Source organism: Pseudoduganella sp. R-31, from assembly GCF_049913235.1.
Lineage (GTDB): Bacteria > Pseudomonadota > Gammaproteobacteria > Burkholderiales > Burkholderiaceae_D > Rugamonas.
Genome location: NZ_CP183986.1, coordinates 2186900 through 2213088 on the forward strand (window position 1 = coordinate 2186900; position 26189 = coordinate 2213088).

22 protein-coding genes are annotated in these 26189 nt (G+C 62.3%); 2 read left to right on the top strand and 20 right to left on the bottom strand.

Going from position 1 to position 26189, the window contains the following annotated elements:
* Window position 1: 1 nt before the first annotated feature.
* From tagF to ACN9MY_RS09985, 3 genes are all read right to left on the bottom strand, one after another.
* The gene (tagF, locus tag ACN9MY_RS09975; RefSeq protein ID WP_426170293.1) at window positions 2-979 is read right to left on the bottom strand and encodes a type VI secretion system-associated protein TagF; all 978 of its coding nucleotides are present in this window, start codon (window positions 977-979) and stop codon (window positions 2-4) included.
* Complete coding sequence (gene tssM / locus ACN9MY_RS09980; protein WP_426337632.1) at window positions 976-4818, bottom strand: type VI secretion system membrane subunit TssM; 3843 nt, start codon at window positions 4816-4818, stop codon at window positions 976-978. Before tssM ends, tagF begins: the two co-directional genes overlap by 4 nt.
* 160 nt (window positions 4819-4978) lie before the next feature.
* Entirely contained in the window at window positions 4979-5818 is an 840-nt protein-coding gene (locus ACN9MY_RS09985) for a M15 family metallopeptidase (RefSeq protein ID WP_426170295.1), read from the bottom strand.
* A 220-nt stretch (window positions 5819-6038) separates the two neighbouring features.
* Here ACN9MY_RS09985 and ACN9MY_RS09990 point away from each other — a divergent pair, with 220 nt between their 5' ends.
* Complete coding sequence (locus ACN9MY_RS09990; protein ID WP_426337242.1) at window positions 6039-6818, top strand: hypothetical protein; 780 nt, start codon at window positions 6039-6041, stop codon at window positions 6816-6818.
* 26 nt (window positions 6819-6844) lie between these two features.
* Here the strand turns inward: ACN9MY_RS09990 and ACN9MY_RS09995 are convergent, their stop codons facing one another.
* From ACN9MY_RS09995 to ACN9MY_RS10075, 17 genes are all read right to left on the bottom strand, one after another.
* Window positions 6845-7765 carry a hypothetical protein gene (locus tag ACN9MY_RS09995; RefSeq protein ID WP_426337243.1) on the bottom strand — a complete coding sequence of 307 codons (921 nt, stop codon included), beginning with the start codon at window positions 7763-7765 and terminating at the stop codon, window positions 6845-6847.
* Between the two features lie 6 nt (window positions 7766-7771).
* Window positions 7772-8764, bottom strand: a complete 993-nt coding sequence (locus tag ACN9MY_RS10000; protein WP_426337244.1) for a hypothetical protein — start codon at window positions 8762-8764, stop codon at window positions 7772-7774.
* Between the two features lie 24 nt (window positions 8765-8788).
* Window positions 8789-9751, bottom strand: a complete 963-nt coding sequence (locus tag ACN9MY_RS10005; RefSeq protein ID WP_426337245.1) for a hypothetical protein — start codon at window positions 9749-9751, stop codon at window positions 8789-8791.
* Window positions 9752-10273, bottom strand: a complete 522-nt coding sequence (locus ACN9MY_RS10010) for a hypothetical protein (protein WP_426337246.1) — start codon at window positions 10271-10273, stop codon at window positions 9752-9754.
* Between the two features lie 13 nt (window positions 10274-10286).
* Window positions 10287-11981 carry a PoNe immunity protein domain-containing protein gene (locus tag ACN9MY_RS10015; RefSeq protein ID WP_426337247.1) on the bottom strand — a complete coding sequence of 565 codons (1695 nt, stop codon included), beginning with the start codon at window positions 11979-11981 and terminating at the stop codon, window positions 10287-10289.
* Window positions 11982-12145: 164 nt separating this feature from the next.
* Window positions 12146-13438: a tetratricopeptide repeat protein gene (locus tag ACN9MY_RS10020; protein WP_426170306.1), complete on the bottom strand. Its 1293-nt coding sequence runs from the start codon at window positions 13436-13438 to the stop codon at window positions 12146-12148.
* 95 nt (window positions 13439-13533) lie between these two features.
* A complete protein-coding gene (locus ACN9MY_RS10025; RefSeq protein WP_426337248.1) occupies window positions 13534-14631 on the bottom strand; it encodes an ABC transporter ATP-binding protein in 1098 nt (365 codons plus the stop codon).
* 3 nt (window positions 14632-14634) lie between these two features.
* Window positions 14635-15924 (bottom strand): MFS transporter, encoded by a 1290-nt coding sequence (locus ACN9MY_RS10030; RefSeq protein ID WP_426337249.1) that lies wholly within the window; start codon window positions 15922-15924, stop codon window positions 14635-14637.
* A 16-nt stretch (window positions 15925-15940) separates the two neighbouring features.
* Window positions 15941-17428 carry a glycoside hydrolase family 3 N-terminal domain-containing protein gene (locus tag ACN9MY_RS10035; RefSeq protein ID WP_426337250.1) on the bottom strand — a complete coding sequence of 496 codons (1488 nt, stop codon included), beginning with the start codon at window positions 17426-17428 and terminating at the stop codon, window positions 15941-15943.
* Entirely contained in the window at window positions 17425-18228 is an 804-nt protein-coding gene (locus ACN9MY_RS10040) for a carbohydrate ABC transporter permease (protein WP_426337251.1), read from the bottom strand. Before ACN9MY_RS10040 ends, ACN9MY_RS10035 begins: the two co-directional genes overlap by 4 nt.
* A complete protein-coding gene (locus ACN9MY_RS10045; protein WP_426337252.1) occupies window positions 18225-19064 on the bottom strand; it encodes a carbohydrate ABC transporter permease in 840 nt (279 codons plus the stop codon). The genes ACN9MY_RS10040 and ACN9MY_RS10045 overlap by 4 nt, the downstream gene beginning before the upstream one ends.
* Window positions 19061-20425: an ABC transporter substrate-binding protein gene (locus ACN9MY_RS10050; RefSeq protein ID WP_426337253.1), complete on the bottom strand. Its 1365-nt coding sequence runs from the start codon at window positions 20423-20425 to the stop codon at window positions 19061-19063. The genes ACN9MY_RS10045 and ACN9MY_RS10050 overlap by 4 nt, the downstream gene beginning before the upstream one ends.
* Before the next feature lie 17 nt (window positions 20426-20442).
* The gene (locus tag ACN9MY_RS10055; protein ID WP_426170316.1) at window positions 20443-21456 is read right to left on the bottom strand and encodes an SIS domain-containing protein; all 1014 of its coding nucleotides are present in this window, start codon (window positions 21454-21456) and stop codon (window positions 20443-20445) included.
* Complete coding sequence (gene nagA / locus ACN9MY_RS10060) at window positions 21446-22558, bottom strand: N-acetylglucosamine-6-phosphate deacetylase (RefSeq protein ID WP_426322118.1); 1113 nt, start codon at window positions 22556-22558, stop codon at window positions 21446-21448. The genes ACN9MY_RS10055 and nagA overlap by 11 nt, the downstream gene beginning before the upstream one ends.
* The gene (locus ACN9MY_RS10065; RefSeq protein ID WP_426172167.1) at window positions 22555-23232 is read right to left on the bottom strand and encodes a GntR family transcriptional regulator; all 678 of its coding nucleotides are present in this window, start codon (window positions 23230-23232) and stop codon (window positions 22555-22557) included. Before ACN9MY_RS10065 ends, nagA begins: the two co-directional genes overlap by 4 nt.
* A 60-nt stretch (window positions 23233-23292) precedes the next feature.
* Window positions 23293-24162, bottom strand: a complete 870-nt coding sequence (locus tag ACN9MY_RS10070) for a BadF/BadG/BcrA/BcrD ATPase family protein (RefSeq protein ID WP_426170319.1) — start codon at window positions 24160-24162, stop codon at window positions 23293-23295.
* A gap of 283 nt (window positions 24163-24445) precedes the next feature.
* Window positions 24446-25810 carry a GIN domain-containing protein gene (locus ACN9MY_RS10075; RefSeq protein WP_426322120.1) on the bottom strand — a complete coding sequence of 455 codons (1365 nt, stop codon included), beginning with the start codon at window positions 25808-25810 and terminating at the stop codon, window positions 24446-24448.
* Window positions 25811-26003: 193 nt separating this feature from the next.
* On the opposite strand from ACN9MY_RS10075, the gene ACN9MY_RS10080 reads away from it, so the two are divergent.
* Complete coding sequence (locus ACN9MY_RS10080) at window positions 26004-26189, top strand: hypothetical protein (RefSeq protein ID WP_057261510.1); 186 nt, start codon at window positions 26004-26006, stop codon at window positions 26187-26189.

Here is a 26189-nt window from a genome sequence, read left to right on the forward strand (position 1 = left end):
ATCAGTTTCCAATAAAGGAAGTACGCAACGAGTCGTGCGCAGATTTCAGGGAAAGTCCGGGATTGGCGAGGTAGGCCGACACCCTCTGGATCGCATGGTCTTCATTCACCTGGTCCTCGACCCAATTGACCTCGTCGAAGGCGATATGGTGGCCTTCGCCGACCTGCGGGTCCATGATGCTGAGCAGGGTTTGCGGCGAGGCGCCGCTGAAACCGAGCACCAGCACCGGCTTGTCATCCAGCCGTGTCAGGAACAGCGACAGCTCGAAGTCGGCGCGCGCCAGGAATGGCGTGACCACGTGCATCCAGAACGCCGCCACCAGGTAGCGGTAGATCGGGTCGGTAGGCAGGGGCAGCACCAGGCTCTTTTCCAGGCGGCTCGAGCTGCTTGCCATCACCGGTTGCAGCAGGATGCCAAGCGCCAGCAGCACCTGGCGCACGCTGCCGGTGAAGCCGGCCTGCGCCAGCATGGCGTCCAGGCCGCCGACAGTCTGCAGTTCGAGGAAATCGGCAAAGGCGGCATCGTAGGCGCTGGCATGGGTGTCCAGTTCCACGGTGTTGCCGTTCAGGGCTTGCAGCGGCGCGGCCGCATCCTCGGCGGACAGCACGCCGCCGCTCAGGTTTTCCAGGCGGTTCCACAGGCGGTTCAGCACCAGCGGGCTGTTGGCGGCAAAAGACGACGGTTCGTCGACGTCGATGCTGCCGGCCATCAGGAACGGAAAGCGGCGGCTGGACTGGTCGCTGCTGGCCGCGATATGGCCGGCGATCGCCGCGCGGCGGCGCGGCCCGAACAGCGCAAAGTGCAGCGGCTGCACGGCGTCGTAAGTCAGTTTCCAGCGCGCGTCGGTGCTCAGCATGTCCATCGAGCGCGCCATCCAGTCGTCCATCATCTGCAGCACTTTCGGGTCGCTGCCGCCTTTTACGAAGTCAGCCCGGCTCGGAATCTTGCCGAAGTAACCGATAGCAGCAGCGCGACTCATTGCGCACCTCCCGCGGCGGCAATGGCTGGTTCGCCACCGGCGCCGGCCGGGGCCGGGCCGCCAACCACGGTGTCAGGCAGGCGCAGCTTGCGGAAGCCCTGGCTGGCCTGGGCCGGTGCTGCAACCGGAGCAGGCGCCGAAGGCAACAGGCGCAGGTTGGCTGCCACGGTCACGCCGCCGTTGGTCCAGTTCAGTTCAAAGCTGCCATCCGGACGGCGCTTGCGCTGCGCCGCATCGATCATCTTCTTCAGGCCGAAGTGTCCATTCTCTTCCAGCACCACGACCTTCCTGCCGTCCGGCGTGAAGGCGGTAATGCGCGAACCGGGCACGCCTTGCGGGTTAGGCCAAACCATCGACACCCACGGCTGTTGCTGGCCTTTCCAGCGTACCGACTGGCCATCGATCTCGATGGTGTATTCGCTGACGCCCGTCACGGCCACGGTCTGCAGTTCGAAGCGGGTTTGCGCTTCCTCGCTGCTGGCGGCCTGGTTGGCGACGCCGTTCGCACTGAGCGGCGCAATCCAGCCCGGGAAGGCGGTAGCGACGGCAGGCGAGAGGGTAATGCCCATATTGGCCCAGGTCTTGGCGCTCAGGGAGTCGCCGCGGCGCACCACCAGCGGGCCGATGGTCGTGTTGAAGAATTTCGCCACGGCGCCTTCTGGACCGAACACCTGGCCGATTTCGGCATTGCTGGCTTCCTGCCTGGATTCGGTCGCGAACGGATACTTGGTCTGCAGGTCGCGGCGGAACGGCTCCAGCACCTGCGCCGCCCATACCTTGTTGATCTCGGCTTCGGTCGGCTGCACGATGACAGCAAAGGTTTGCATCAGTGGGCGCACCAGCAACGGACGGATGGCCTGCTTCTGCGGGTCGCTCATGCCGACCAGCATCTGCTCGTCGACATATTTCAGGGCGTCGGCCAGTTCGGAGCCGCTGCCATCCAGCGTTTGCTGCATGAGCTGCTTGGCGCCGGGGCCGGGGTCGCCCTGGTTCTTGATCTGGTTGAAGCGCGCGCGCAGCTTGCCCAGGCTATCCATATAGCCGCGCATCAGCGACGCGTTGTTGTCCTTGACGACCACCAGTTGCGCCACGCCGGCGAATTCCCGGCCGACAGGACCGAGCGGCAGCGGTGCGCCAGGCTGGCCTTGCGGATTGGCCGGCAGGTTGATGTTCACCTGCGAAGGCTTCTGGCGCAGGATGGTTTCGCGGAACCAGTCGCCGATGCCGCGCTGGGCACGCTGCAGGCCGCTATCCAGCAGGGTAGGGTTATCCCACGAGGTTTCCTGGTACACGGTGGTGACCAGCTTGGAAATCGGCGAAGTCTGCGGATCGCCCAGGCGATTCATCGCGGTTGCCGCCGCTTCGAAGCCGTTCAAGTCCTTGATCGCCACGCCCTGCAGGAATTTCTGCCATTCCTTGGCATAGTCGTTCTTGTACAGGTCGACCAGGGCTTTCTGGATCTGCTCGGGGCTGCCTTCCAGCGTCAGGTCGTCCTTGGCGGCGGTCTTCAGCACCCAGTCGGCGCTTTGCAGCTCGTGGTTGGCGGCTTCCTTGAAGGCGTCGCGCACATAGCCTTCCCAGGCGGCACGGGTGTAGGCGCCCGAAATCGAATAGCTGCCCACGACCAGTTCGCGGTCCTGGTCGCCAACGATGCGAGCCACGGTCATGGACGGGAAGCGGGTCGAGGCGCGGGCCTTGACGTCCGCATACACGCGTTCGCGCGCCGGCATGCCGCGCACCACGCCGCGCAGGGTGTTGCGCGACTGGTCGACCAGCGCCAGGCGGTTCTCGACGGTCGGCCAGGAAGGATCGTTGATCTCGGACAGGTAGAAGGCGATCAGGCGTTCGGCGCTGCGGATCATCTGCTCGCGCGGCATCGCCCCGCGATTCGACTCCAGCCATACGCGCCAGAAGCGGGTCAGCTGGTCGTTCAGGTGGCTCGCTTCGGCGCGCGACTTATCACCCAGCATCAGGTAGGTTTTCAGCGCGTTGTAGGCGTCTTCCACGTTTTCTGGTGAGGCGTCCTTGAACTGCTGCGGCCCGGCGTGTGCCACGGCAGGCGCCGGCGTTGCAGGCGCAGTGCCTGGCGTCGCGCCTGGCGCTGCAGGCGCCGCTGCGGCTGCCGGCGTGGCAGCGGCATTGCGCGCCAGCGGTTGAAGGCGCTCGGCATTGGTATTGACTTCGCCCAGGAAGGTTTCCAGGGATTGGCCAACGGGTTTCAGCATCACTTCACGAACGCCGGCGAAGTATTCTTCGCGCAGCTTGCGTTCCAGATAAGCACCCTGGTACAGGCCCAGGCTGACCGACAGTGGACGGTTGTCGCGGAAGCGGTCCAGTTGTTCGATACGGTCCTGCAGGATTTCCAGCGCCTCCAGGCGTGCCGCCAGGTCAGGGCGCTGCTTTTGCAGCTTCACGACTTTGTCGAGATCGGCCTGCACATTGGCCACCAGGGTGCGGTTGCCCATGTAGGACCAGCTCCAGCCGCCCAGCAGCAAGCCGCTCAGCGCCACTGCGCCGAAGAAGGCCGCATAGCGCATGCGCACTTTTGCCGGGCTGGCGTATTGCGCCACCAGGTTCTTGTCCGCAAAGATCACGTTGCGGAACAACTTGAGCAGGAAGTAGCCATGCTGCTGTTCGCTGCCGTGGTGCTCTTCGCGTTGCAGGCTCAGGTCGAAACGCTGCGCCACGCGGTGCGAGGTGGCGGAGACGCCTTCGCCTTCCTGCAGCGCGCTGGTGAAGTAGAAGCCGCGGAACACGGGCTTGAACTGGAAGGGGTTTTCTTCGAACAGCGTCGCGATGAAGGTGCGCAGCGGCGCCTTGACCGAGTTGAACTCCAGCGGGAATGTGAACACGCCGGACGGCAGGCGTTCGCGCCATTGCAGGGCCATATTGGCCAGGCTCATTTCCTTCAGGCCTTCATACAGCTCGTCAAAGCGCGCATCGAACTGGCGCAGCAGGTCTTCGTTCGGCTGGTTCTTGTGGTAGGGCAGGGTGGCGCCCCAGACGCGGTCGCGTTCGCCGATTTCGGAATCGTGGAAGAAGTCGGTGAAGCCGTTGATCAGGTCGGCCTTGGTAAAGACGACGTAGACCGGCGCATGCACTTCCAGCTTTTCGGTCAGCTCCTGCACGCGCTGGCGCAGGTTCTTGGCCAGTTCGATCGCGAATTCCGGGCGCTTGCCGGTCAGCTCGGCGATGCTGACGGCAATGATGATGCCGTTGATCGGTGCTTTCTTGCGGTACTTCTTCAGCAGGTTGAGGAAGCCAAACCATTCGGCGCGGTCTTCGTCGTTGACCGCATAGCGGCCGGCGGTATCGAGCAGGATGCCGTCGGTGGTGAAGAACCAGTCGCAGTTACGGGTACCGCCCACGCCTTGCACGATACGGCTGCCGGCCAGCGGAAACTGCAGGCCGGAATTGGCGATCGCCGTGCTCTTGCCGGCGGCCGGATTACCAATGATCATGTACCAGGGCAGCTCATACAAGGCAGCGCTGCCGGAGCGCAGGCCCAGCTTGGAAGTCTTGATGGTCTGGATCGCATCGAGCATGCGCTTGCGCAGGGCTTCCGTTTCGTGGCGCGGCGCTGGTTCGGCCTTGGCAGGCGTTGTGACGGCCTGCTGTTCCAGCATGCTGCCCAACTGGGTGGCGGCGCGGCGCGCGCGATAGCGACGCCACGACCAGACCATTATGCCAAGCAGCAGGGCGGCTGCCAGCACGGCAAAGGCCAGGGTGTATGGCAATTCCAGCAGCACCGCCGCCACTAGCAGGAATGCCGCGAAGGCAAGCCAGCCGTAGATAAGGAAGGCGGTGCGCGAGGTCAGGATTTCCCGGATTCTGTGCATCATTTTTCTACTCTTGCAAGGTTAGCTAAGGGATTGCGCTTTATTTGCCGGGGCCGGGTGCGGCCGGCCAGCAAGGCGTAACGTTGGGGTGGGGCGCTGTTGGCCAGCGTGAGCGCAAGGGCGCCGCGTCTTGTAAATGTGCTCCAGGCATTCCGAATTCCTATTTCCTTCTCACGCCGTCCACACGCAACTCCGTGTGGCCGAAATCCATCATCTTCCAGCGGCCGCCCCAGGTCAGGCCCAGGCTTTCCGCCACTTCACCGAACAGCTGGTATCCGCGCATGGCCCATGGATCACGCTCCGAGATCACGAGCTTGCCGTCGCGCAGGAAGGCGCAGTCGGCGGCCAGGCCGTATTGGTGCCAGCTCTGGAAGGCCTTGGCATTGGTCACGTTGCTGCCTTGCGCCGCCAGCGCGTCCTGGCGCTCAGGACTGCGGTAGCCTTCCAGGATGGCCATGTCGTAGCCATGGCGCTCCTTCATGATGCGGAACGCCTGCAGCAAGCGCTGCGAATAGTCCTTATCCAGCAAGGCCCAGTCGCGGCTTGCCGACACCAGGCCAGGGCGCACGATTTCGACTTCCGGTGTCATGAACAGCATCGGAGGCAGGGGAGCCGGCGGCACCAGCTGCTCACCGTGCAGCAGCTCCGATACCTGCTGGTTCGCTTCGCGCACCGGCGCATCGAAGCCGCCCACCATGGTGCGGCTGCTGGCCATCCAGGCGACGACTGCCGGCAGCAGCATGATGAACAGCGCCGCAAGCGCGGTCCATTTGTGTTCGCGCAGGAAGTTTCCGCCCTGGCGCATGGCCAAGGCCGATTCCGAACCCAGTGCACCGGCCTGCTCGCCGCCGCGGCGCGCGATGTTCTGCACGCGGCGCTGGAAACGGCTGCCCACCAGCTCCAGGCGGCGCGAGACATAGGCCCGCCCGGCAGGGAACAGGACCATCCAGCTCAGCGCGCAAGCCAGCAGGAAATACAGCACGACAGCGACGAACACCACAATTGACCTCTGGAATCTAAATTACTAATTTGATAACATCGCGGGCGCGTGTCGCCTTAGCAATAAATTATTGCGGGAAAGTATATCTTGAAGTTCTGATAATCTGCTTTTACTTGGATTTCAATCGTGCGCGCCCCCGTTAAAGGCGGTCTGCCCTAGAGTGCGCACCTTTTTCCTGGGATAAAGTATATTAATGATAACCTTTGCCAGGAGTAATCCATTGTCATCAAGCAACGAAACCCGGAAACCGGCAGGCCGTCCAAGCCTGCTTTCGGCCGAGCAGCAAAATGCTCTAGAGAATCAACCAGCTTCGCCGGCAGCGTTTGAGCCGCCGCCTGCGGAAGCTCCGCGCCGCAAACACTTGTGGATTGCCGGCGGCGTGAGCGTCCTGCTGATCGCCGTCGCCCTGGCGTTTGTGTCGTTCGGCGGAAGTGAACCGGCTGCCGAAACAGTGGCTGCCGCAGCGGCGCCTGCAACAGCGCCGGCATCCGCAGCAGCGACCGCGCCTGCTGCCGCACCCGCCGGTGCAGCGGTGCAGCCCGCACAGCCAGCAGACAATTCGCCGCTAGGCGCCTTGAATGCGCCACAAGTCGCAGCCATCATCGATGAATCGCCGCCGCCTGTCGTCGGCAAGCCAAAGGAATCGCTGAAGCAGATGCTGGAAAGCGGTACTCCGGCCGCAAGCAAGCCCGCTGCGGCAAAGGCGGTACGCAAGCCGGCCAAGGAAAAACCAGCCAGGGAGTCCGAGCAGGAAGCCACGCAGCCATCCGCGGAAGAGGAGAATGACGTCCAGCTCCTGGCGGCGCTGGTGGCCCACGCCAAGTACGACACTTCAGCAAACGCCCGCATGTCCTTGTCTAAGGCGCTCGACCAATGCAAGAAGCAGGGCAAGCAGGATGCGGCCCGCTGCCGTCTCCGTGTCTGCGAAGGTCGCTGGAAGAAAAACGAATGCCGCGTTTACAGCCGCAGCAAGCTTGAAAAAGCCGCGATGGGCGCTTGAGGCTCTGAGCTCGGAGGGGCGCCCCTTCAGTTCGTCGCCGGCATTGCGCGACCTTCGTCATAGTGCGCGCTTGGCAGCAACGACAGCATCAGGATTGAGAGGGAATTGTTGGCGGACCGGATCGCGCCTTCCGACGGAAGGCCGAGTGCTCCGTCATAGCCACATGCCAGGACGGCAACCGGCCGTGAGTCCAGCCATCCGCGCCTTGCTTTCTCGATCGTCACATGCGCGTTTTCCATTTTCAGGAAGGGCAGCGGGAATTGAAAGACTTCTGCCAGCACGCCCGTTTCTTCCGGGGCGGCCTGATGGACTAGCTCCTTCAGCATTTCGGGATCGCCGCAATGCTGTTCAACCAGTTGCGAGAAGTTGTCGGAATCCAGACTCTCAATCCCGAACTGAGGCAATGCCGAATACGTGATCTTTTCAACGCCAGTTGATTCGGGCGCAATCCGCGCGCTCCAACCGAAGGTTACCTGGCTTTGCCAGTTGTCGATGCGGATGCCCTGTAGCAGCGGCAGCTTCTCGAGCTTTTTCCAATGGATCTCGTTCGAGTAAATCCGGCCAAGGCCAGCCTTGCGCAGGACAGGGGTGATGTCCTGCCCGAGGAAGAAGGCCCGTTGAGTACTCGTTACGCGCAATGGGGCGCCGTCATGGAACGCCTTCAGATCGCGGAAGGTCTTGTCTGCATACGCTTCGCCTTCGCCAAGGTACTCGAACAGGGGAGTCGCGGCGTAGAGACCGGCATACTGCGGATGCTTCGTCGCGTTGTGAAAAGAGAGCGCCAGTTCCACCTCATGGCCGTTCAGGCGAATCCGGACGTCGTTGATCCTTGTCTCGCCCAGCTGGACGCCGACCGTCAATGGCACTGCATTCTCGAAGTCGTAAGCGAAGCCTGTGCTGGCGAAGCAGGCAGAAATGATGAAGGCCAGGGTGGTCTTAAGCCGCATGTTTGATTAATTTGCTGGTCTGATTCGCTTGAATTTACCGCTTTCGAGAAGCTGGTATTCCGGGTTGCCGTCCTCATCGACGCAGATATATTCTTCAGTGAAGTTGCAGCGTACATTGAGCTGATCGACGACCTTTCCGGATTTAATGGAGAGGTAAGCGCCACCCATGACATCGCGGCCTCCGTTCTCGCCCGCCTCAAGGTCGTTCACTCGAACGACGACAATGCCTTTGAATGGTGGGAGAACGTTAAAGACCGGGTGCAGGCCGTGTGAGAAAGGCGTTGCGTAGTCATCGGCAAAACTTGCGCCACCTTTTCGATAGTCGTGGTGGCCAACAAGCTGCGCGATATAGTTCGCGCTCTCTTTCCTGGCGATATAGGGGTTGAAAACCGGCGAGCATTGACTGGTTTCCCGCAAACCTCCGCCGCGGCCGGCCAGATGGCTCTCGCAATGGTTTGCAAAAATCTCGGCATCGAACGGCAGGTGAGATGGCGAGAGTCCCGCTAACTCGGGCTGGCGGGCTTCGTTGTTCGCGGCCATGCCTCCAGCGCGCACAAAGCTATAAAAGGTCTCGCCACCGGCTGCGACCAGCAATCTATCTCCGTCAACCAATACATCTTCGAATTCTTCGCTGCAGTCCTGCGAGGGGCCTTCCAGATGGTAGTAGAAACCGTTCTTGGGGAGTGCAACATCAAACTCTTTCCTGATGAAGGCGCCCAGGGCAGTCTCGCTTACCCCTCCTTTAAGCGCCAACTGAAAGAGTTCGCTGTAATAGTACTTTTTCCGCTGGTACGTGCCTAAGCAACGCGGATCAAAGTTGGTTCGATTGTTGACGATCTGGAGTATCTTTTTGCCGGGTGATCGAACAGTTTTCTGATGACGGTAGTAAGCGCTGGCCTTTTCAAATCGCCAGGTGCCGGAAAGGTCCGCGGCAGACGAATGAGAACAGGGAAGGAGAGCCAGAAGGTAAAGAAGAGTGAAGGATGTTAACCGGTTCATTCGCGTGGCGATCCAGGGCTTTTGTTAGAAGTGCTTGAACTTGCCTGTCGGCTGAAGCTGGTATTGCCTGGTTTCGCCCGCCATGCAGATGTAGTTCTCATTCATGACGCACGTGGCGTTGACCTGGTCGACCACCTTGCCGTCTTTGATCGACAGGAATACGCCGGACATCACTTCGCGTTCTCCATTCTGCGGCTCGAGGTCTTCCACATGAACCACGGTCACGTCTTTCATTAGCGGCAAAACCGTATACACGGGATGAAGCTTGTTCGCAAACGGAGGAGCGTAGTCTTGCGCCATCTGTGCTCCTCGTTTCTCGTAATTATTACTGCCAATTAGCTGTGCGAGCCTGTTCTTGCTTTCGCTATCTGCCACATATGGGTAATAGACGGGGGCACACTTCGTGGTCGCACTGGGTTTGCCGCTCTGGCCAGTGATGTTGGCGGCACAGAGCTTGTAGAAGCCAAGGGTATCGTAAGGCAGCTGGGAGAATCGATGGCCGTCCGCGATCGTCGAGGGCGGATTCGAATTGCCCTGGCCGGCGCCCGTGCGCCGGTAAACGCGAAGAACAACGCCGCCAACAGGAACGAGCAGGGTGTCGTCCTGGACCAGAAGCCGTTTGTAATCATCGCCGCACTTGGGTGAACCGACGTCGGATTTGAAGTAGACGGCCTTCGGGCCAAGGTCGAATGAAGCCTGACCCTTCAGGAAATCCTTCAATTTCGCTTCATTGAAGCCATTCCTTAACAGCAGCTGGAAGGCTTCCGAATAGTTGAACCTCTCCTTGTTCGCTTTTCCAGAGCAGTTTTCATTCACCCAGACCCCATTGTCAACAATTTGCAGATAGGGATTTGCAGGGGGCTTCGGTGAATCCATGACCTGGAGAGGGTCGAGGCTGCGTGCATACTTCCAGGTGCCATTGACGTCAGAACCGGAAGCTGCCTGAATTGAGAGTGCGCCGACCAGGGCTGCAGTAAAGCGCATCATTTACTTGAACAGGCGGGCTGCTTCCGCGGACATTGCTTCGTTCACGTCACAGAAATTGCGCTTGCTGGCGACCTTGCCAACCTCTCGGAAGGCCAGCGCCGGTGCGTCCACCGTCTCGGGATCATCATTCTTTTTCAATTCCAGCACCGTGAAGTTCACGCGGCGCTCGTCTGCCCACATGCCATCGCGCTCGGCATAAACCACACGCAGGCCAGACTTTGTCTTGAAAGCGCGGAATCCGCTGATGGCGCAATCTGCGCCAGATTCCAGTTGCAGCGCAGGAACGAAGCGCTTCTTGATTTCGAAGGGAATCTGCTGTGCTGGACCCTTGTCATTGGCGCGGAAAAAGGTGATGGAACGCAAAGTATGGGGCGTATTCCTGTCGATATCGGTGTACAGCATTTGCAGTTCCATGCCGTTTGCCGAAATGCTTGTGATGTCGCGTTGCGGGGTGATGAATTGCTGCGCGTGCAGCGGCAGGCCGATGGCGAGCAGCAGCGCGCCAAGGAAATGAGCTTTCATGTGACTCTCCGGGTTATGCGATGTGCGAGCGGGCGAAGTCGATCAGCTCGCGCGGATAGAAGTGGTCTTGGCGGTAGGTGGTGTCGTCGATGCCCAGCACGAAGCTGATGGCTGCGGCTTCCAGCGACCAGTAGCCGAAGAACTGGAAGCCCTTGCGGTTGGTGCCGAAATACGGTTCGTCTTCGCTCATGTCGTACCAGGCACGCATGTAGTCGGCCATCAGAGCGGGGCGCTTTTCGGGTACTGCGGCGAAAATCGGCAGGGCTTGCGAGTAGGGCCTGCCCCGCGTGCATTTTTTTGGCGGGGCTTCGCGGCCAGGCACGAATGGTGCGACCAGTTGCTCCAGCAGCGCGTCGCGACGACGGTTGCCATGGTCGAGGATAGGCATGATGCGCGCCAGCTTGTCCTGGTGGCCCAGCAGGATGGCGAAGCACACCAGCGACAGGCCGGTGTGATAGTCATCGTCTTGCAGGTCCAGCCAGTGCCTGTAGCAATCCTCGTCCTCGCCGTTCTCCGGCGCTGTAAATGGCGTTAGGAAGCGCGCGTAGTCTTCCCAAAAGCTGAGAGCCAGCGGAAAAAAAGTATTGAGGTCCTCCAATGCATGGCCGGCGCTGTAGCCATTGCGCAGGTGATTCACGGACTCCCATGCCAGCAGGTGTGCTCCGTCATACTGGTCCGGGTCGGCGCATTCGTAACAGACCTTGTCGGTGAAGTGCGCCAGGTTTTCTCCGTAGCTGTCATAGCGCATGCGGCTGGAGCGGCGCCGCTGCTCGAAATCTGCAGGGGACAGCTTCTTGTGCCGCCAGAACATGGCCAGCTCGTCAAGCGTGACGGGCGGCGCCAGTTCGGAGCCCTCTACGATAGAGGGAGCGACGTAGGACGGCATCTTGCCAGCGTTGGCCTGGCGTGCAAAGGCGACCATGTCCGCCGGGTAGTAGGGCAGGTGGCGATAGCTCGCCTCGTCGATGCCCAGCACCAGGGTGATTGCCGCAGCCTCCCACGACCAGTAGCCGACGAACTGGTATCCCGTCTTGTGCAGGTCGTAATAGTTTTCGCGGCGGCTGGCCTCGTACCATTCTGCGAGATATTGCGCCATCAGTGCCGGCCGTTCGGCGGGCTGCGCGGCAAAGATGGGGAGAATTTTCGAGTATGGCAGGTTGCGGCGGCAGATGCCGACAGCCGGATCGCGCCCTTCAACGCAGCAACTGAGCAAGCGTTCGACCAGCGCGTCGCGCTTCTCATTGCGGTAGTCGATCAGCGGCACCAGGCGATGCAGCATATCCTGCTTGCCGAGCAGGAGGCCAAGGCAAACCATGGTCAGCGCCTGATGGTACTCCGGACCGGCCAGCGCAACATGCGGCCACGGAGTCTCGCGATCATTGCTGTCGTTATAGGCCTGGTTGTAGTGGGCGTAGGTTTCCCAATGTTCGACCGCACGGTCGTAGAAAGCTTGAAGCTGGGCGATGTCATGCCCGCCGCTATAGCAGTTGACCAGGAACGCGGTGGCGTCAGTCGCCAGGCGCTTGGTCGTGTTCATCAGGTTATAGAGCGGGATCGCCGAGATCATCTCGGGCGGTTGCTGCAGGCGTTCCCTCACATGCTCGAACGTCTCGAGCTGGTCATGGAAGTTTTCTTCGTAGCCGTGATACCTAAGCAGGGGTTCGCGCAGGGACTGGTGAAAGTCGCTTTCTGACAGCGGGGCATGCATGGGTGTTGCTCTTTCTGTAACGATGCGGACCGCCATTACAGCCTAGAATTTCGTGAACGGCAAGAGTGATTCAATTGAATCGGGGGTAGCAGGCGAAAAAAAGCGGGAAGAGCCCGAAAGCCAATCCCGCTTTGTTGTATTGCATAGACGTTCAGGCGTCCTGCTTAGCCTTGTTTCTCGTCGTCGCCAGCAGTCGCTGGGTATGGACGGTTGACCCACAGGATCCAGTAGCGCGCCAGGTCGGCACGGCCATCGGCGCCTTGCACGGTTTCCAGGATCTTGATGGCTTCGTCCTTCTTGCCGGCCATCGCGTAGGAGTAGCCCAGGCGCAGCTTGGCATCTTCCGCGTTTTTCAGGCCGCCTTTGGCGATGCCGTCCTGGATCAGCTGGATACCCTTGTCATACTGGCCCATGGTCACGAACGCGTAACCAAGGTTGACCATGCCGGTGCCGTTCTTGGCCTTGCGGGCCGAAGATTCGGTGGAGGCGATGTTCTTCATGTCGTCTGCGGCTTGCCTGTCAAGTTCGCCCTTCAGCTTCTTGATCTTGGCGTTCTGGGTCACAGCACCGTTGGCGATGCCGGCATCCAGGGCGGCCTTGCCTTCGATGAACTGGCCTTCGAGCTGGTCGACTTCGGCCAGTTCCACGTAGTCCTGTTCTTCCATCTTGGTGGTGGCCACTTTCTGCAGGCGAATGATGTCAGCCGAGAAGCGGGTGGAGTAGTTTTCCTTGCCGCGGGTGCGGTACAGCATGTCCGACCAGTAGCGGTCACGTGGATGCCAGCGCACCAGGCCTTCCAGCGCCGTCAGGTAGGTAGCCTTGTCCTTCAGGCGATGCGAGGCGTCGGCCAGCATGTGCAGCTCTTCGCGGGTCATTGGCTGGTTAGCCTTGATGCTGTCGTTCAGCTTCTTCAGCAGGTCGGCCTGCACGCCCTTGTAATCGCCCGATTCGAAGCGGATCGCCATGATCTGGCGCGCCACTTTCGGGTCGCCGGACAGTTCGCCGTACTTCTGCAGGTTTTCGATGGTCTTGGGGTAGTTCTTCTGTTCCTGGTAGTAGCCTGCCAGCGCTTGCGTGAACTTGGCCTTCTCTTCTTTCTCCAGGCGGCCCGAGGCCAGCACGTACTCCAGCATTTCGATCAGCTTGGGCTTGTCGCCCATGCCAAGGGCGGTGGCCAGGCGCATGCGGTTGATGAAATACTGCTCGTAGGAGGATTTGTTCGGCATTGCATCTGCCTGGTCCAGCAAGGCGTTCACTTCGCCATATTTTTTGGCATCCAGCAGAGGGGCCAGGATTTTGCTGTCCAGGAATTTAACCATCTCTTTGCGCACCGTCTCTTGTGGAGCCGCGGCAGCCTGTTTGTCTTGCGCGTGTGCGGTCTGGACCAGCGCCGGGACGGCGCCCAGGCCGATGGCTGCCAGCAGCAGGCCGATACGTGCGAAACGATGTTGGGTCATGGTATGTGATCCTTCTTGTGGTTGAGGCAAACGTCTATTCTCCCATAATTTCGTCATGGGACCGGTTTTCTGAAGTAGCCAATTGTAACGATTTATTATGGCCGGTCGAAAGCCGTGCCATCGGCCGCAAACAGCATGCAGCGCTCCGGCGGCAGGAACAGCGTGGCAGTTGCGCCGGGAGCTGGCAGCGGATGATCCTGTGCCAGTTTCACCGCCAGCGCCTCCGCCATGCCGGGCAAGGCCGCGTAAACGATTGACTGATCGCCAAGATACTCCACATGGCTGATCGCGACAGCGGCCGCATTGTAAGCTTCTTCCCGCAATTGCAGGTGTTCCGGACGCACGCCAAGCGTGACGCTGGCGCCGCGCTCGACCTCGCCGGGCAGGACCGCCACTTCGACGATGGCGCCGCCCGGCAGCAGCACCGCCACGTGCGTGGCGCCCACGGCCATCACTTCGCCCGGGATGAAGTTCATGCGCGGCGCGCCGAGGAAGCCGGCCACGAACAGGTTGGCCGGGCTGTTATACAGTTGCTGCGGCGTGCCTGCCTGTTCAACCTTGCCGCCGTTGAACACCACGATGCGCTGGCCCAGCGTCATTGCTTCCACCTGGTCGTGCGTCACATAGATGGTGGTGGTGCCCAGTTCCTTGTGCAGCCGGCCGATTTCCAGCCGCATTTGTACGCGCAGGCCGGCATCCAGGTTGGACAGCGGTTCGTCGAACAGGAACAGCTGCGGCTTGCGCACGATGGCGCGGCCAATGGCCACGCGCTGGCGCTGGCCGCCGGATAGTTCCTTTGGCTTGCGATGGAGCAGGTGGCCGATCTGCAGCGTGGCGGCGGCGCGTTCCACTGCCGCGCGCAATTCGGCGGCGGGCGTGCCGGCCAGCTTCAGGCCGAATGCCATGTTTTCATACACCGTCATGTGCGGGTACAGCGCATAGGACTGGAACACCATCGCCAGTCCTCGCTGGGCCGGCGGCACGCTGTTGGCGAGCCGACCGCCGATATGCAGTTCGCCGCCGCTGATTTCTTCCAGCCCGGCGATCATGCGCAGCAGCGTCGACTTGCCGCAACCGGACGGGCCGACAAACACGGTGAATTCACCGTCCGCGATGTCCAGGTTTATGCCCTGGATGACCGGGTCATTGTCGCCATAGCGCTTGGCGATATTGCGCAGCGAGACCGATGCCATGAATCAGGCCGCCTCGGGCACGGCGTCGGCGCCGGATCGCTCGCGCGACTCCATCGGAATGAACTGCGACAGGATGGTGACGGGGATGGCAGCCACCAGTACCCACAGGAAGAAGTTCTTGTAGCCCAGCGCCATCTGGATATCGCCGCTGATCCAGCGGAATAGTACAAAGCCCCCCTGCATCACGCCGGTAGAGAAGGCGTAGTGCGCCGTGGTGTACTTACCCGGCGCTACGACTTGCATCATGTACAGGATGACGCCGACGAAGCCAAAACCGTAGCCGAACATTTCCACGCTGAGGGCGACGCCGATCGTGGTCAGGTCGGTCGGCAGGGAGTGCGACAGGAAGTAGAAAACCAGGTTCGGCAAGTTCATCGCCAGGATGAGGAACAGGATGGCGCGGCGCAGCGACAGCCAGGAGGTGAAATAGCCGCCGGCGATGGAGCCGATGATGAAGGCGATAGTGCCGCTGGTGCCGTAGACGGCGCCTACTTCGGCAGTGCTCAGGCCAAGGCCGCCCGCCTCGCGCGCTTCACGCAGGAACAGCGGGCCAATCGTCTGCACCTGCGCCTCGCCGGCACGGAACAAGATGATGAACAGGATCGAAATCAAGATGCCCGGTTTGCGGAAGTAGTCGGCAATCACTTCCACCAGGGTGCGCGCCACGCCGCCCACGGTATGGTCGTCCATGCGGGCGTTGGGGCTGAGGGGCAGCGCCCAGAGGTTATATGTGCCCAATGCGCACATCGTCAGGCCGAGGATGCCGAAGATGACGGTCCAGGCGGCGGTAACGCCCTGGGTCTTCTCCAGGTAGCCAGCCAGCATCAGCAAGCCGCCTTGTGCCAGGAATCGGCCGGCATTGAAGAAAGTACCGGTCCAGCCGGCGTATTGCGCCTGTGCCTTCTTGTTCAGGCTGGCGATGTACAGCCCGTCACAGGAAATATCATGGGTAGCGGAGGCGATCGACACCAGGAACAGCACGCCGATGCTGGCGCTGAGCCAGAACGGGAATTGCAGCGCGAGCGCCACCAGGCCAAGGCCCACGCCGCCGAACAGCTGCAGGCTGACCACGACCAGCTTTTTGCTGGACGCCAGTTCCAGGAATGGACTCCACAAGGGTTTGAAGATCCAGGCGCCGCCGAGGAAGGCCAGCCAGTGGCTGATTTCCGCGTTCGACATGTTCATGCTCTTCATCATCTGGCCGAAGACGAGCGCAATGGCGAAGTAGGGCAGGCCCTGCGCCAGGTACAGCGTGGGGATCCATTTCAGCGGGTTGTGGCGTGCGGCGTCCATCTTCTCTCCTTAAGCCTTAAGCAAAGCCGGGAACCGGGCAGCGGCCGGTGGCTTCAAGTTCGCCCGACAGCCAGGCGTTGACGGCTTCCAGTGCGGGAGCGGCGAAGCCATAGGTCATCAGGGCCGGGGACTGGATGTCCAGCGCCTGGTACGGGTTCCACAACGCCAGGTGCAGGTCCGGCTTCCAGTTGTTGCGGGCGTTGTCGCCGTAGCGCAGGCGCGATGTGGAGGCCAGCACGGTGAAGCGGCCATCCTGCGGCAGCGCCGACCAGTCAAAGGTGTTGGCGTCGGCGAAGGTGACCAGGTCCACGTCGTACAGCTTGCCCAGCGAAGCGGCCACGGTGGCTGCCGGTACGCCGGCTTCGGAAACGCCATCGCTGACCACATCCTGCCGTACCACCAGGCGCAGTTTGCTGCCCGGCGCGGGACGTTGCGGATTGCCGCGTGCTGTCAATGCGCGACGCCAGCCTTCGGCCATGATCACGCGGTCCGCGGCATCTTCCTTATAGGAGCGCTGCTGGCAAGGATAGGCTTGCGCCAGCGCGTTAAGGCGCGCCAGGCGTTCGTCGACAGCAGACTGCGACAGGGAACCATCGGCCAGCGCAGCCGCGATGGCGTCCAGGGTTTCGTTCTGGGTTTCGGTGGTGCCAAGCGCCATCACCATGTCGGCCCCGGCCAGCAAGGCGCGCACGGCGGCGTTGCCCACGCCGTAGCGGCCGGCGATGGCGTGCATGTCCATGCCGTCGGTGATGATAATGCCCTTGTAGTTCCATTGCTTGCGCAGGATGCCGTCCAGGATGGCCGGCGACATGGTGGCGGGATTATCCGGATCGATGGCAGGGTAGACGATGTGGGCGGTCATCATGGCCGGCGCCACCGGGGCGGCGGCGCGAAATGGCGCCAGCTCCAGCAGGTCCAGTTCCGGCAATGCCTTGTCGACGGTCGGCAGGTCGCGGTGCGAATCGACGTGGGTGTCGCCGTGGCCGGGGAAATGCTTGACGCAGCAGGCGACGCCTTCGGCATGGCTGCCGGCCATCCAGGCCATGGCCAGTTCCACCGCGCGTTTCGGCTCGGCACCGAAGGAGCGCTCGGCGATCACAGGATTGTCCGGATTGTTGTTCAAGTCCAGCACGGGCGCGAAATTCCAGTTGAAGCCGAGCGACTTGGCGGCGCGCGCCACGGCAGCGCCGGTGCGGTAGGCCAGATCGGCATCGTCGGCCGCGCCCAGGCCCATTGCCGCAGGCGGCGCCGGCACCCAGGTCGAACGCACCACAGCGCCGCCTTCCTGGTCGATGGCGATCAGCGCGTTCGGGCCCATGGCGTCGCGCAGGTCGGCGGTCAGCCTGGCCAGTTGCACGGAGTCGGTCATGTTCCCGCGGAACAGGCACACGCCGCGGATGCCGTTCGCGCGGATGAAATCGGCAGTCGCCTGGTCCAGCACCGTGCCGGGAAAGCGGATCATGATCAGTTGTCCCGCGATTTTTCGTAGTTCTTGTGTGCTCATTTGACTGCTCCGTCCATGCCGCGCATGAAGTAACGTTGGGTGAAAAGGAATGCCGCCAGTGTCGGCACTATGGTGATGATGGTACCCGCCGCGATCACGCGCGTGCTGCTGCCGAAGGTGCCGCGCAAATACAGCACGCCCACCGACAGCGGGAATTCGTCCGGCTTGCTCATGACGATCGATGGCCAGATGTATTCGTTCCATGCTTCGACGGCGGTCAGGATGCCGACTGTCGCCAGCCACGGGGCGATCAGCGGCAGCATGATCTTGCTGAAGATAGTCCATTCCGAGGCGCCGTCGACGCGGGCAGCATCGACCAGGTCTTGCGGGACTTCCTCGAAAGCCTGTTTCAGCAGCAGGATCGCGACCGCATTCACCACGTTAGGCAGGATCACGCCCGAGTAGGTGTCGACCAGCCCCAGTTCCGTCACAGTGATGAAATTGACCAGGAAGTTGACTTCGGACGGCAGCACCATGGTCGCGACGATCAGGCCGAATACCAGCTTCTTGCCCCTGAAGTGCAGGCGCGCCAGCGGGTAGGCAGCCATGGAGCACAGCACGAGTTTCCACAGCACGGTGCAGGCCGTGATCAGGATCGAGTTCTTCAGGAAGGACCAGATCGGGATGACGCGGAATACCTCGGCGAAGTTCTCCAGCGACGGCTGCCTGGGCCAGAAAGTCGGCTGGTAGGAGAAGACATTGCCTTCCGTGGACAGCGCCGTGACCAGCGTCCACCAGAACGGAAAGATGCACAGCAGCGCGATGGCGGCCAGCAGCAGGTATTGTGCGGTCTTTTTCATCGGTGCTTTGGCTTCAGGTAGCGCAGGCAAAGCAAGGCGATGCCGATGCAGATCAGGGAAACGATGAAGCTTGCCGCCAGGGCGCGCGGCAGCTTCAGGTGCTTGAGTCCCTGGTCGTAGGCGTAGTACAGGGCGGTGAAGGTGGAATTCATCGGCCCGCCCTGGGTCAGGACGTCCACTTCCTGGTAGGCCTTCAGCGCGCCCAGCACGGAAAGGATGGTGCAGACCATGATGGTCGGGCGCAGCATTGGTACCGTGATATGCCAGAAGCGCTGCCAGCGCGAGGCGCCGTCGAGAATCGCCGCCTCCTGCATTTCCTGTGGCACCGATTGCAGCGCGGCCAGGTACATCACCATATACCAGCCAAGGCCGCGCCACAACGTGACGAACATGATCGCGGCCAGCGCAAAAGTATCGTCCTGCAGCCAGCCGATGCGGATGCCGAGGATGTAATTCAGCGCGCCCTGTTCGTGGAACATGAAACCCCACATGATGCCGACCACCGAGACAGTCGTCACCACAGGCACGTAATACGCGGCGCGGAACATCTTGACGCCCGGGAGCTGGTTGTTCACCAGCACAGCCAACGTAATGGCGCCGAGCTGCACGCAGGGCACGATCAGCAGGAAAACCAGCGAGTTCTTCAGGCCGGTGACGAACATCTCGTTATTGAAGATGTAGCGGAAGTTGTCCAAGCCGACCCAATGCGTCGGCCGCACCAGCGAGAAGTCGGTGAACGCCAGCACGGAGCCGAAAAGCACCGGCCAGAACGCAAAGACGGCCAGCAGCACCAATGCCGGTGCGAGAAACAGCCAGGCAGCCAACGAGCGCTTCATTGTCCGTCCCTTACAGCTAACAAGTCGGGGTCAGGTCTGGCAATCGGACACGGGCTCAACCGTAGGCAGGGCCTACGGTTGAGCCCGTGTCCGATTGCCAGACCTGACCCCGACTTTATTAACGCAAGCTTGCGGTTCCAGATGGCGACCGCGGCGTTGAGCGCTTGCTGGATATCCTGGCGGCCGGTGACGCCGGCTTCGACGGCCTTCACCAGCGCGCGCCGCAGTTCGTCGTAGTCTTCGATGCCGGCCACGTACATCGTGCGGGAATAGGGCATCGATACGGCGCCGGCGGCAACGGCTTTTTCCGCTGCCCCAGCATTCGGCGGCACGGCGGTGAAGAAGGGATCATTGGCAGCCTGCGCCGAGGCTGGAAACACGCTGGCCTGGCGCGCGAATTCAAGCTGGTTCGCATCGCTGGTGAGGAAGCGGGCGAACTTGCCGATGCCAGGCAAGTCCGCCGCCGGCACCCGGGCCGGCACGCCAAAGTGGATCAGCCAACCGCCGTCGGCAATCCCGGTCGGCCCCAGCGGGGCAGGCGCCACATCGGTGATGGCGTAGACTTCGCGCGCATCGGCCTGGATGCGCTTCAACGCCGTCGGCGGCGCCAGCAGCATTCCCAGGCGTCCGCTCTTATAGGCCTCCACCGCAGGCGGGAAGTTATCCTCGGCAAACAAGCCATCCTTCAGCAGGCCTCCAGCGCGATAGGTCTCGGCCAGCTTGGCGACAAAGGCGACGTGCGCAGGCGTGTTGAATACCGCCCGTCCGCCAGCCAGTACCGGAAGGCCTTGCTGCAGCATCAGGCCATCAACCTTTGAAAGGGCTGGGCACAGGCCGGCCTTGCCGGTACGCTGGGCGATCTGGCGCGCGAACGCGAGCTGTTCATCGAGATTGCGCGGCGCGTGTGGAATGCCGGCGGCGCGGAAGATCTCGCGGTTATAGGCGATCACCGCGACATTGCTGTACATCGGGAAGCCGTAAGTCTTGCCCGAGAACGAAAGATCGCGCAAGGCGCTTTGCAGATAGCGTGCGCGATCGGCGCCCAGCAGCGGATCGACTGGCGTCAGCAGCCCGTCACGCGCGAACTCCTCGGCCCACGGCACGTTCAGGTTGACCAGCGCCGGCGGCTTGCCCGCCACGATGCGCGTGACCAGCTTGGTCTGGATGATGTCCCAGGGGAAGTCGACCCATTCGAGCTTGACGCCGGGATTTGCGGCCTCATAGCGCTGTACCACGTCCTCGAAGTAGGGCGTGAAGCGCGGCTTCATGCTGAAGGTCCAGAACTCGATATGCTGCACCGGCGCGGCGAATGCGGCGCCGGCAACGGCCATCAATGCAGCAAGCAGGAGTCTGTTCTTCATTGATGGCCGCGCGCAAATCAGTGGGTCTTGGTGACTTTGTTCAGGTGGCGCGGACGATCCGGGTCCAGGCCGCGCGCTGCGGACAGCTTGGCCGCCATCACGTAGAAGGCCTGGATCGCAACAATCGGGTCGAGATCCGGCGTGGCCGCAACCGGCAAGGTCAGGTCGCGCGTTGCCACGTCCTCCGGCGCCGCCAGCAGCACGCGCGCGCCGCGGCCGCGCATTTCTTCCGCCAGTGCCAGCAAGCCAGCCTGGGTCGGGCCGCGCGTTGCGAAGATCAGCAGAGGATAGCCTTCCTCGATCAGCGCCATCGGGCCGTGCTTGATTTCCGCGCCGGAGAAGGCTTCCGCCTGCAGGGCCGAGGTCTCCTTGAATTTCAGCGAAGCCTCCAGGGCGACCGGGAAGCTGATGCCGCGCCCGACCACCATGATGTTGCGGGCCGGGGCCAGGACTTCAATGGCCGGCGACCAGTCCACATTGCAGGCTGCGCGCAGTGCATCCGGCAGGGCCGCCAGGCCTTCCAGCAGGTCCGGGTCGTTCTGCCAGTGCGCAACGAGGCGCGCGCCGGCGACGAGGGACGTGATGAAGCTCTTGGTGGCGGCCACGCTCTGCTCCTTGCCAGCGCGCAGCGGCATGGCCCATTCGGCGCTGTGCGCCAGCGGCGATTCAGCGTCGTTGACCAGTGCTACGGTGGTCGCGCCGCCGTCGCGGAAATAGCGGATTGGTTCTACCACGTCCGGGCTCTGGCCGGATTGCGAGACCGACACCACCAGCGTATCGCGCGTGATCAGCGGCGATTTGTGCAGCGTCACCAGGGACATTGGCAGCGAAGCGACCACCCGCCCCAGGCGCGACATGATCAGGTAGGCGATGTAGTTGCAGGCATGGTCCGAGCTGCCGCGCGCCACCGTCAGCGCGGAGTTGAACGGCGTGCTCCTCAGTTTGCGGCCCAGTTCCGCGTAGCGGTCGGTGTCGTTCGCCAGCTGCTGTTCCACGCAGTCGGCGGCAGACAGGGCTTCTTTAAGCATCATTGAGGTCACAACGTTCTCCTTCGATATAAACGGCTTTCAGTTTCAAGTCCCGGTCCATCACGACCAGGTCGGCATACGCGCCGCGTGCCAGGCGGCCGCGGTCCTGCAGGCCGAGGTAGTCGGCTGCATGGGTGGAAACTCGTTTGGAGGCGTCGGCCAGGTCGAGGCCAAGCCCGACCAGGTTGCGCAGCGCCTGGTCCAGTGTCAGCGTGGAGCCGGCCAGGGTGCCGTCGGGCAGGCGCACGCCGCCCATGCATTTATGGACGATGTGGCGGCCCAGCATGTATTCGCCGTCCGGCATGCCGGTGGCAGCCGTGGAATCGGTCACGCAATACAGGCGCGGGATGGCGCGCAGCGCGCCCTTGATTGCGCCCGGATGCACGTGCAGGAGATCGGGAATCAGTTCGGCGAATTCGGCGTGCGCCAGCGCGGCGCCGACCATGCCGGGCTCGCGGTGGTGCAGGCCGCTCATCGCGTTGAACAAATGAGTGAAGCCGGTGGCGCCGTGGTCCAGCGCCGCCACGCCTTCCTCATAGGAGCCCAGCGTATGGCCGATCTGGACCCGCACGCCGTGGTTGGCCAGGTCGCGTACCAGTTCCAGGTGGCCCGAGATTTCAGGCGCCACGGTGATCACGCGCATCGGCGCCAGCGTTTCCAGTCGATGGACTTCTTCAATGGTGGCGGCGCGCGCAAAATTTGGCTGCGCCCCGAGCTTGCCGCTATTGATATAAGGGCCTTCCAGGTGAGCCCCCAGCACGCGCGCTTCGCCCTTGCCGCGCTGGCGCACGGCCTTGCCGATGGCGGCCAGCGCCACGTCGATGTCTTCCGGCGGGGCCGTCATGGTGGTGGCCAGCATGGAGGTGGTGCCGTGGCGCGCGTGGATTGCCGCAATGGCGTGCACCGCATCGCCGCCCTCCATCACGTCCTTGCCGGCGCCGCCGTGCACGTGCAGGTCGATAAAGCCGGGCAGGATATAGTCGTCGCCGTTCGCTGCCGGGTCGGTGCTGCTGCCCGCGACGTCCTCGATCCGCTCGCCGAAGGAAATCGTTCCGTTCAGCCAGCCGGACGGTGTCAGGATATTGCCTTTGATTGCCTGGTTCATCGACGCGACTCCGCTACAAATTCATAATAGTCACTCCGGCAGTAGGAGTGGGTAAGTTCTACCGCTGCGCCGCTTTCCAGGTAGCTCACGCGCGTAATGTGCAGCATGGCGGTGCCGGGCGCGATATTGGCCAGGCGCGCCTGCTCGGCATTGGCATTGATGGCGCGGATGTGCTGCAGCGCGCGCATCGGTACATTGCCGCTGGCTTCCAGGTAGCCATACAGCGAGCCGTGCACCGTGCCGGGATCGGGCATGTACATGGCCGGAATGGTCGAGGTCTCGATCGCCATCACCACGTCGTCGGCCGTGCGCAGGCGCTTCAGGCGCGCCACCGGCATGTTGGGCGACAGGCCGAGCGACAGCAGTTCCAGCGGCGCCGCCACGCCGATCTCGCGCTGCAGCCAGCGCGAGCCGGCAGTAAAGCCGCGCTGGCGCAGCTCTTCCGAAAAGCTGGTCAGGCGCGACAGCGGCTGTTCCAGCTTGGGCGTGATGTAGGTCCCGGAACCGCGGCGGCGCGTCAGCATGCCGCGCGCGCACAGCATGTCGATCGCCTTGCGCGCGGTCACCCGCGAGATATTGAGTATTTCCGACAGCACGCGTTCGGAAGGCAGCGCCTCGTTGGCGCGCCAGTCGCCGCTTGCTATGCCATCGGACAGCTTGTTTGCCAACTGCATGTACAGAGGGGTGTCGCTGTCGGCGTCAGGCCGGAAATCGCTCAACTGGGATAGCACGGGCTACTCCTTCAAATGTTGTTGGATCAGGCGCAGGCCACCCGCGGCCGAATCGCCCCTGGGGGGAACAATCCGCTGCAGCAGGGCAGGCGGCAGGAAAGCGCGCAGCGGCTCACCGAGGCCGCCGCACAGGGCGATAGGCAAGGTGCCGCTCGGGTCCAGGCCATGGGCGATCAGCGCCACCTGCTGGCCAGCTTCGGACAGGATGCCGCGCGCGGTCGCATCGCTTTCCCCAAATTGCAGCACGATGCGAGCCAGTTGCGCAAAGGCGGTCTGGTTGGCATTTGCCAGCCAGACCTGGATGCGGTCGCGGCTGCCTCCGCACGCCTCGGCCACCGCCTGCGAGAAGGCGCTGCCCCGGACCCGGCCGTCGACCACTTGCTGCACATGGTTGATCGCCTTCATGCCGATCCATGCGCCGCCGGCTTCGTCGCCGGAAGGGAAGCCCCAGCCGCCCACTTCATGGCGCGCGCCATCGGCATGCAGGATTTCGCCCACGCTGCCGGTGCCCAGGGCGATGATGGCGCCCGGCTGGCCTTCGTGAGCACCGAGCACCGTGGTAAACGCATCGGTTTCCAGCGCCACCGCGGCAAAACCGGGATTGGCGGCCACGAAATTGGCGGCCCACTGCTTGTTGTGCACGCCGGCCAGCCCCAGCCCGATCGCAATGTGTTCGCGCGCCGGTTGCGTCACGCCGGCCGCTTCGAAGGCGCGCCCCACGGCTTCTTCAACGGCAGCCCATGCATTCTTAATGCCGTGCAGCAGGGCAGATGGACCGGCTTGGCCTTCGCCCAGCAACTGTCCGTCGGCCCGCGCCAGGCGCACCCGTGTGCCGCTGCCGCCGCCATCGACGCCTATCAGGAATTCGATCATTTTTTCAAGGGATGAAAAGAACTGTGGCGACTATATGAGGAGCACACCAGCTTGTCAACAGGTATTTAACTGGTATTGTTTAGGTCTGCAGCTAAACTCGGATTTGCAATCACAAGTCTTTGATTTGTAATTGAAATTGTGCTGTCGCTAATGGTATGCACTTTGGTATGGACTGTGGTGCCAAAGTTGCAATATGGACGAAAAAAAGCCCGGCACGCTGGCCGGGCTCGGGAGAAAAGCTAATCGCTGCCGGCGCCTCAGGCGTCAGCAGCGATTTCGTCAATCATTCGGCGTGGGCGCCACGACGGTCGACCGTCAGCACACGCTGTTTGTCGGAAATCAATTGCTGGCCCTGGGCTGCGACCTTGCCTTCCACATTAACCGTGGCGTTGCCTGGACCGCGTACATTGACTTCTGCCTGCTTGGCCAGCATGTCGCGTGCATCAAGGCTGCCCGAGCCGGTGAGCTGCGCGTTAAGCGTGCCAGTCCAGCCGCGCAGCTGCACGCCGCCAGGGCCGCTCATCGTGACCTTGACGTCCTTGCACTCCGGTTCGGCCTTCAGGTCGCCCGAGCCGCGCACGTCGGCATCCAGCGAATCGCTTACCTTGCTCAGGTAGATATTGCCGGGGCCCTTGCTGCGCGCAATTGCCTTGGCTACCCGGAGCTGCTTGGCATCGAGGTCGCCGGAACCGCTGACGTCCGCGCTCAGGGTCTCGCTGCTGCCGGACAGATTCATGCCGCCGGGGCCGCTCAGGCTGACGCGCGTATTCTGGGTTTGCAGGCCGCGCGCTTCCAGGTCGCCGGAACCGTGCACTTCGGCGTCGAACTTCCTGATCTGGCCGCTCAGGCAAGCGCTGCCCGGCCCATTCAGCATGGCGCTGACGTTTTCGACCTGCATGCCGCACGCTTCCAGGTCGCCCGAGCCGGAAATCTCGACGCGCAGGTCGCGGCTGCTGCCGCGCAGTTCGACCGAGCCGGGGCCGCTCATCGCTGCGTTCACTTTATTGGCGCGCACGTCGCCCGCTTCCAGGTCGCCGGAGCCGGACAGCACGGCATTCAGGTCGCCGGTAATCGCCGGCGCACTGACGTCGCCAGGGCCGCTCATGACCAGGTTGACGTTGGTGGCCCGCATACGGTGCAGGTGCATGTCGCCGCTGCCGCTGGCCTTGACGGTCAATTCGGTGGCGGTGCCGGAAGCGCTGACGTCGCCCGGGCCGGTGGAGATCAGCTTCAGTTCAGTGCTGTCCACGCGTTCTAGTTCCACGTCGCCGCTGCCGCTGTTGCTCAAGGCTTTCAGGCCCTTGGCGCTGATTTTAACGATCACCGGTTCGCGCTGTTTGCCGAAGCTGAACACCCAGTGGTGGCGGCGCAAAGGCCGGACGTGCAGGGTATCGCCCTGGACCACGGTTTCCAGCTGTTCGACCTGGCGTTTCGGCCCGCTGACTTCCACCGCAGGCTCGCCTTGGGCATTGATCAGCACCTTGTAGGGGCCGTCCACCTCGATGCGCGAAAAAGCCGTCACCGGGCGGTTTTCCCGGGTCGGCGTGGCATCGGCCTTCTTTTCGCTTTCCGGAGGGCTCGCGTGCAAGGCCGTAACGCCCAGCGCGATCAGGGAAGCAGCGGCGCCGTAGGTGATCAGCTTATTCATTTTGATTGTCACTGTTCAGGATTGGTGATGCTGCAACGATAGGCGAATCGGCGTCGCCGCCGGGCCGGAAAAAGACAGACGCGCAAAAACGAGGAGCCAACTGCATTTTTCCGATACTGAAATGCACACGGTACCGGGCAAAAAGTTGTGATTTCGCCTTGAAATGTCATAATGCTCGTCAGGAGAGACACTTATGATCAAGTACTTGGGAACCAAAAAGACCGACCAGGGTGGAACGGTATACGTGTTCCTGATCAATGGTTTGCAAAAGGAAGTCCGCGAGGGTTCCCTGAAGCAATACCCTGGCTGCTATGAAGCGTTGCCTCCCTCGGCCAAGGCCAAGATCAGTGCCAACCGCGCCTGGTTCCAGAAGTTGTAA